This is a genomic window from Isoptericola sp. NPDC057391, from assembly GCF_042668085.1.
Taxonomy (GTDB): domain Bacteria; phylum Actinomycetota; class Actinomycetes; order Actinomycetales; family Cellulomonadaceae; genus Isoptericola.
On sequence record NZ_JBHVBO010000031.1, the window covers coordinates 20928 to 27272 of the forward strand.

General features: G+C 75.1%; 6 protein-coding genes. 4 read left to right on the top strand and 2 right to left on the bottom strand.

Going from position 1 to position 6345, the window contains the following annotated elements; genetic code table 11:
* The first annotated feature begins 35 nt into the window (after window positions 1-35).
* Window positions 36-692, top strand: coding sequence for a phosphoribosylglycinamide formyltransferase (gene purN / locus ACFUVW_RS06850; RefSeq protein ID WP_430570579.1), 657 nt, complete (start codon window positions 36-38; stop codon window positions 690-692).
* Between the two features lie 9 nt (window positions 693-701).
* Here purN and ACFUVW_RS06855 read toward each other — a convergent pair whose 3' ends face one another.
* Complete coding sequence (locus tag ACFUVW_RS06855; RefSeq protein ID WP_430570580.1) at window positions 702-1286, bottom strand: ArsR/SmtB family transcription factor; 585 nt, start codon at window positions 1284-1286, stop codon at window positions 702-704.
* A gap of 83 nt (window positions 1287-1369) precedes the next feature.
* Here ACFUVW_RS06855 and ACFUVW_RS06860 point away from each other — a divergent pair, with 83 nt between their 5' ends.
* Window positions 1370-2683: an MFS transporter gene (locus ACFUVW_RS06860; RefSeq protein ID WP_430570581.1), complete on the top strand. Its 1314-nt coding sequence runs from the start codon at window positions 1370-1372 to the stop codon at window positions 2681-2683.
* Window positions 2684-2742: 59 nt separating this feature from the next.
* On the opposite strand, the gene ACFUVW_RS06865 is transcribed toward ACFUVW_RS06860, so the two are convergent.
* Window positions 2743-3792, bottom strand: coding sequence for an SDR family NAD(P)-dependent oxidoreductase (locus ACFUVW_RS06865; RefSeq protein ID WP_430570582.1), 1050 nt, complete (start codon window positions 3790-3792; stop codon window positions 2743-2745).
* Between the two features lie 78 nt (window positions 3793-3870).
* Here ACFUVW_RS06865 and ACFUVW_RS06870 point away from each other — a divergent pair, with 78 nt between their 5' ends.
* Both ACFUVW_RS06870 and purH read left to right on the top strand, forming a co-directional pair.
* Complete coding sequence (locus tag ACFUVW_RS06870; protein WP_430570583.1) at window positions 3871-4443, top strand: helix-turn-helix domain-containing protein; 573 nt, start codon at window positions 3871-3873, stop codon at window positions 4441-4443.
* 152 nt (window positions 4444-4595) lie between these two features.
* Window positions 4596-6245, top strand: coding sequence for a bifunctional phosphoribosylaminoimidazolecarboxamide formyltransferase/IMP cyclohydrolase (purH, locus tag ACFUVW_RS06875; RefSeq protein ID WP_430570584.1), 1650 nt, complete (start codon window positions 4596-4598; stop codon window positions 6243-6245).
* Window positions 6246-6345: the final 100 nt, after the last annotated feature.

Genomic DNA, 6345 nt, shown 5'->3' on the forward strand with positions numbered 1-6345 from the left:
GCGGAGCGGCGGGAGCGCGCGGGTAGGGTGACGTCGTGCAGACCCCGTCCGGCCACCCCGTCGCGTCCACCTCCGCCCAGGGCACGGCCCAGGCCCGGCTCGTCGTCCTGGCCTCCGGCGGCGGCTCCAACCTCGCGGCCCTGCTCGCGGCCCACGACGACGCCGCGTACGGCGCCCGCGTCGTCGGCGTCGTGTCCGACAAGCCCGGTGCGGGGGCGCTCGACCTGGCCCGGGACGCCGGCGTCGCGTCCGTCGTCGTCGCCCCGCAGGACTTCGACGACCGCCCCGCCTGGAACGACGGCGTGGCCGAGGCCGTGGCCGTCTTCCGGCCCGACTACGTGGTGCTGGCCGGGTTCATGCGCATCCTCGCGCCCTCGTTCGTCGAGCGGTTCGCCGGGCGCATCGTCAACACGCACCCCGCGCTCCTGCCGTCCTTCCCCGGCGCGCACGGTGTGCGCGACGCCCTCGCCTACGGCGTGAAGGTCACCGGCTGCACCGTGCACGTCGTCGACGCCGGCGTCGACACCGGGCCGATCCTCGCCCAGGCCACCGTGCCCGTGCTCGACGGCGACGACGAGGCGTCCCTGCACGAGCGGATCAAGGTCGCCGAGCGCGCGCTGCTGGTCGAGACCGTGGGCCGCGTCGCGCGCGAGGGGCTGCGGGTCGACGGGCGCCGCGCGATCGTCGGCTGAGGTTGCCGCTCAGGAACCCTCGCCGTCCCGAGGAGTGCCGTCGCCGCGGGGGTCGTCCCGCGGCGCGACGGCGGTGAGCAGCTGGTACACCTCGCGCGCAGCGGCGGGCTCGTCGCGGGACGCGGCCAGGCTGCGCTCCGACCAGCGGTTGAGGAGCTGCGAGAGCTCGAGGATGAGCTCGTTCGCCTCCTCGCGGTCGAGCAGCATCGTGGTGAGCATGAACGTGCGTCCGGCGTCGCGGGTCTCCTCGTGGCTGCCGTGCGCGAACACCTCGGCGAGCCACTCGACGGTCGGGCGCAGGATGAGGTCGGCCGCGTCGCCGGCGGCGGGCTTCACGTTGTAGCTGGTCGCGACGTTCTTCCACACGCGGTCCCGCTTGTCGCGGGCGTGCTCGGGGGCCTCGGTGATCATCCCCGCCCTGGCCAGCACCCGGAGGTGGAAGCTCACGGAGTTCGCGGGGTGCCCGATCGCCTCGGCCAGGTCGGCCGCACGGGCGTGACCGGCGACGGCGAGCTGCATGAGGATCCGCTGACGCACCGGGTTGGCGATGGCGCGCAAGGACTCCGGATCGCTGATCTCCATGGTCTCCAGCACGGGCCGAGCCTAACAACGATCCCGCAACATCAGATGCGCAATGACTATTGCGCAACAATGATTGCGGGTCTAGCGTCGGTGCCATGACCGAGACCCAGGCGGCCGCACCGCCGCCCATCGCGAGCGAGACCGGCACCGACGACGCGGCCGAGGCGAACACACCCCTGCGCCGCAACCGGCCGTACCTGCTGCTGATGACCGGCCTCACCACCCAGTCGCTGGGCGGCAGCATCACGAGGTTCGCGGTGCCGCTGCTGGCCCTCGAGCTCACGGGCTCGGCCGCCGCGGCCGGGGTGGTCGCGGCCGTCGGGCAGACGGGTGCCCTCCTCGCCGCGCTGCCGGCGGGGGTCGTCGCGGACCGGGTCGACCGCCGTCGGCTCGTCGTCGGGTCCGCCGCCGTCGCGGCCGTGCTGTGGGCGACCGTCGTGCTCGCGGGCGTGCTCGGCGGCCTCACGGCGTGGCACCTCGCCCTGGTGCTCTTCGGTGCGGCGGTGGCGACCGCGTTCCTCGACCCCGCGATCAGCGGGGCGTTCCGTGCCGTCGTCCCGCCGGCGCAGCTCCCGACCGCGTACGCGACCGCCCAGGGACGCGACGCCGTGGCGGGGATGCTCGGTGGGCCCCTGGGCGGCGTGCTCTACGGCGTCGCGCACGTCGTGCCGATGATCGGGGCGGTCGTGGGGGAGGCGGTCACGGCGCTCTGCGCGGCCTTCGTCCGGGAGCCGTTGAACGGCGACGTCGCGGACCAGCGCGCCCTGCGCCCCGTCGTCGCGCTGCGCCAGGGGCTGCGCTTCGTGTGGTCGCTGCCCCTGTTCCGGGCATGCCTCGGGATGTTCGTCGTGGTCAACGTGGCCCTGAGCGGGATGCTCATCGGCATCCACCTCGAGCTCGCCGGGTCCGGGACCTCGCCCGTGCTTATCGGCGTCCTCGACACGGTCGCTGCGGGCTCGATGCTGCTCGGAGCCGTCATCGCGCCCCCGCTGGTGGCGAGGCTGCGGCTCGGGGTCCTGACGGTGCTGGCGCTCGGGCTGCTCGTCGCGGCCTTCGCGGCGATGGCGGTCGTGCAGGAGTACCTCGCGTACGTCGTGCTGGTCGGCGTCGGGGTGCTGCTGGTGCCGGCCGTCAATGCCGCGATGGCGGGCTACACCGCGGCGATCACCCCGGCGGAGATGCAGGGGCGGCTCGCCTCCGTGCTGGGGCTCAGCGGGGTGGCGGCCATGCCGCTGGCGCCGCTGGTCGGCGGCACGCTGCTCGACGCGGGCGGGATCGGCGCCGTGCTGGGGGTCCTGGTCGCGCTCCTCGCGGCGACGACCGTCGCGCTCGCGCTGGTGCGCGCGCTGTGGCGGGTCGGCACGCCGGACACCTGGGCCGACGACGCCCTCCCGATGCCCGGCGCATGATCCCGCGTCCTGTCAGGGCCGGCGCGGGGTAGACCGCGCGCCGGCCCTGACCGGTCGGGTCAGACGGCGGACCAGCCGCCGTCGGACGCGAGGATCGCGCCGTTGAGGTTCACCGCGTCGGTGGACAGCAGGAACGTGATCGACGCGGCGAGGTGCTCCGCCGTCGCGATGCCGGGGATGTTGCCCATGTACCGGCCGAGGCGTGCGCCGCCGAACTCGGCCTGCGCGGGCACCTGGATGCCGGTGGCGACGCCGCCCGGGGCGACGGCGTTCACCTGGACGCCCGTGCCCGCGTACATCACGGCGGAGGACCTGGTGAGGCCGACGACGGCGTGCTTGGACGCCGTGTACGCGGCGCCCGCGGCGGAACCGCGCAGCCCGGCCTCCGAGGCGACGTTGACGATCCGGCCGCGGCCCGCGGCGAGCATCCCGGGCAGGACGGCGCGCATGAGGCGCATCGTGCCGTCGACGTTCACGCGCATCACGCGCTCCCAGGTGGCGTCGGTGAGCTCGTGCACGGCGCCCATGTCGTCCATGATGCCGGCGACGTTGGCCAGCGCGTCGACGCGTTCGCCGGCGGCGCGCACGATCTCCTCGACGGACTCGGCCGACGTGATGTCGCCCGCGACGCTGACGACCTCGGCGCCCGGCGCGACGCCCGACAGGGACGCCGCGAGGTCGTCCAGCTTCTCCTTCGCCAGGTCGACGGCGACGACGCGCCCGCCCTCGCGTGCCACGCGGGACGCGACGGCGCGGCCGATGCCGGACGCGGCGCCCGTCACGACGACGGTCTGGCCGGCGAAGCGCCCGGAGGTGACCTGCTCGGCCCAGGCGGCGGGGGCGGGGGAGCCGCCGTCGGCGGGGCCGGAGCCGTCGGGGGCGTCGGCGTCGTCCGGCGCCTGCTCGCGGTACGCGGCGACGAGGCCGTCGACCATCTCGGCGGGGAACTGCCCGTTCGACAGGGTGACGAGCTGCTCGAGCGGCAGGCTGCGCGCCGGGGCGAGCGCCGCGGTCGACGCGCCGGCCTGCTCGAGGACGGCGCCGAGGATGCGGCCTCCGACGGGGTGGTCGAGCCACTCGCCGACGGTCGAGGATGCGGACAGGGCCATGGTGCTCTCCTTGCTGGCTGGTCCCTCACGGGCTGTCGTACTAACCGGACAACACTGTCCGGTTAGTAGTGTATTCCCGTGCCGCCCGACAGGAACGACCCCCGTCCGTCCGCCCGGAGCAACCCCGGGCCCGCGGCGGCGGCCCGCAACCGTGCGGCGCTCCTGGAGGCGGCGCACGCCGTCTTCGCCGAGTCCGGGACGGCCGCGCCGCTCAGCGCGGTCGCGCGCCGCGCGGGCGTGGGGCAGGGCAGCCTCTACCGGCACTTCCCGGACCGCGTCTCCCTCGTGGCCGCCGTCGTCGAGGAGAACGTGGACGCGCTGGAGGCCGCGTCGGCGGCGGGCGCCGCCTTGCCGGAGCTGCTCGGCCTGGTGACGCGGCACGCCATCGAGTCCGTCGGGGTGGTCGACCTGCTGGTCGAGGACCGGCCGGGCCGGATGCTGGAGCTGCGCGAGCGCGTCGCGGCGGTGCTCGCGGCGCACCACGAGGCGGCGCTCGCGGCCGGCCAGGTGCCCGCCGGCACCACGGTCGAGGACCTCATGCTCGGCGTCGAGCTCGTGGCCGGCGCCCTCACCCGGCGGGCCGCGGCGGACCGCCCGGGCACCGCTGCCCGGGCCTGGCGCCTGCTCGGCATGGACGTCGAGCTGCCGTGACCGGTCCCGACGACGTTCGGTAGACTCGCCGCGGCCGTGACTGGCGAGGGTGGGTCACCACCGGGGAGCGGCCGACACGTCCCGTCATGCGCGCCGCCCGCCTGGGTGCGAGGGTCTTTCCGCGAGAGAACCCGCCCGAGGAGAACACACTCATGTCCGGAGCACACTCCGCCTCCCACGTCACGGCCCCCGACGTCCAGCTCGCCGACGACGCCCAGCGTCCCGTGCGCCGCGCGCTGCTCAGCGTCTACGACAAGACCGGCCTGGTCGAGCTCGCCACGGCCCTGCACGCCGCGGGCGTGGAGCTCGTCTCCACCGGCTCGACGGCCACGAGGATCGCCGACGCGGGCGTGCCCGTCACCCGCGTCGAGGAGCTCACCGGCTTCCCCGAGTGCCTCGAGGGCCGCGTCAAGACGCTGCACCCGCGCGTGCACGCCGGCATCCTGGCCGACACCCGCAAGGCCGACCACCTCGCCCAGCTCGCCGACCTCGGCATCGAGACGTTCGAGCTCGTCGTCGTGAACCTGTACCCCTTCGCGGCCACGGTCGCGTCGGGCGCCGGCCCGGACGACGTCGTCGAGCAGATCGACATCGGCGGGCCGTCGATGGTGCGCGCCGCGGCGAAGAACCACCCGAGCGTCGCCGTCGTCGTCGACCCGGCGCGGTACGACGACGTGGTCGCGGCCGTCCAGGGCGGCGGCTTCACGTTCGCGCAGCGCAAGCGCCTCGCGGCCGCCGCGTTCGCGCACACCGCGCAGTACGACGTCGCCGTGGCCTCCTGGTTCGCGAGCGTGTACGCGCCCGACGAGACCGCGCTCGAGTCGCACATGCCCGACGTCGCCGGCGCGGCGTTCGAGCGCGCGGCGGTGCTGCGCTACGGCGAGAACCCGCACCAGAAGGCCGCGCTGTACACGCGGACCGACGGCGGCACCGGGCTCGCCCAGGCGACGCAGCTGCACGGCAAGGCCATGAGCTACAACAACTACGTGGACGCCGACGCCGCCTGGCGCGCCGCGCACGACCACGAGGGCCCCGCGGTGGCGGTCATCAAGCACGCCAACCCCTGCGGCATCGCCGTCGGCGAGGACATCGCGCAGGCGCACGCCCGCGCGCACGCCACCGACCCCGTGTCCGCCTACGGCGGCGTCATCGCGGCCAACCGGGTGATCACGAAGACGGCGGCCGAGGGGATCGCGCCGATCTTCACCGAGGTCGTCGTCGCACCCGGGTTCGAGCCCGAGGCGCTCGAGATCCTGCAGAAGAAGAAGAACGTGCGCCTGCTCGTCGTCGACACCCCACCGCACGCCGTCGCCGAGAACCGCCCGATCTCCGGCGGGATGCTCGTCCAGGAGGTCGACCGGTTCCAGGCCGAGGGCGACGACCCGGCGTCGTGGACCCTGGCCGCCGGCGAGGCGGCCGACGAGGCCACGCTCGCCGACCTCGCGTTCGCGTGGAAGGCCGTGCGGGCCGCCAAGTCCAACGCGATCCTGCTCGCCGCCGACGGTGCCGCGGTCGGCATCGGCATGGGTCAGGTCAACCGCGTCGACTCGTGCCGCCTGTCCGTCGAGCGCGCCAACACGCTCGCCGAGGGCGACGCCGGACCGGTCGAGCGGGCCCGCGGCGCGGTCGCCGCGTCCGACGCGTTCTTCCCCTTCGCCGACGGCCTGCAGGTGCTGCTCGACGCCGGCGTCCGCGCCGTCGTCCAGCCCGGCGGGTCCATCCGCGACGCCGAGGTGATCGAGGCCGCGCAGGCCGCCGGCGTGACGATGTACCTCACTGGGACGCGCCACTTCGCGCACTGACCCGGCACCGGCATCGAGCGTGGGGGCGTTTTGCGGCAAAGGGCGGGGGGAGGGGGAACAGAGCACCCCCGAAGCGGCAGGGCGGCGCGGGGCCCGCGGC

Coding starts and splice junctions, on each gene's coding strand:
- ACFUVW_RS06860 (WP_430570581.1), top strand. CDS start 1,370: ATGACCGAGACCCAGGCGGCCGCACCGCCGCCCATCGCGAGCGAGACC.
- ACFUVW_RS06865 (WP_430570582.1), bottom strand. CDS start 3,792: ATGGCCCTGTCCGCATCCTCGACCGTCGGCGAGTGGCTCGACCACCCC.
- purH (WP_430570584.1), top strand. CDS start 4,596: ATGTCCGGAGCACACTCCGCCTCCCACGTCACGGCCCCCGACGTCCAG.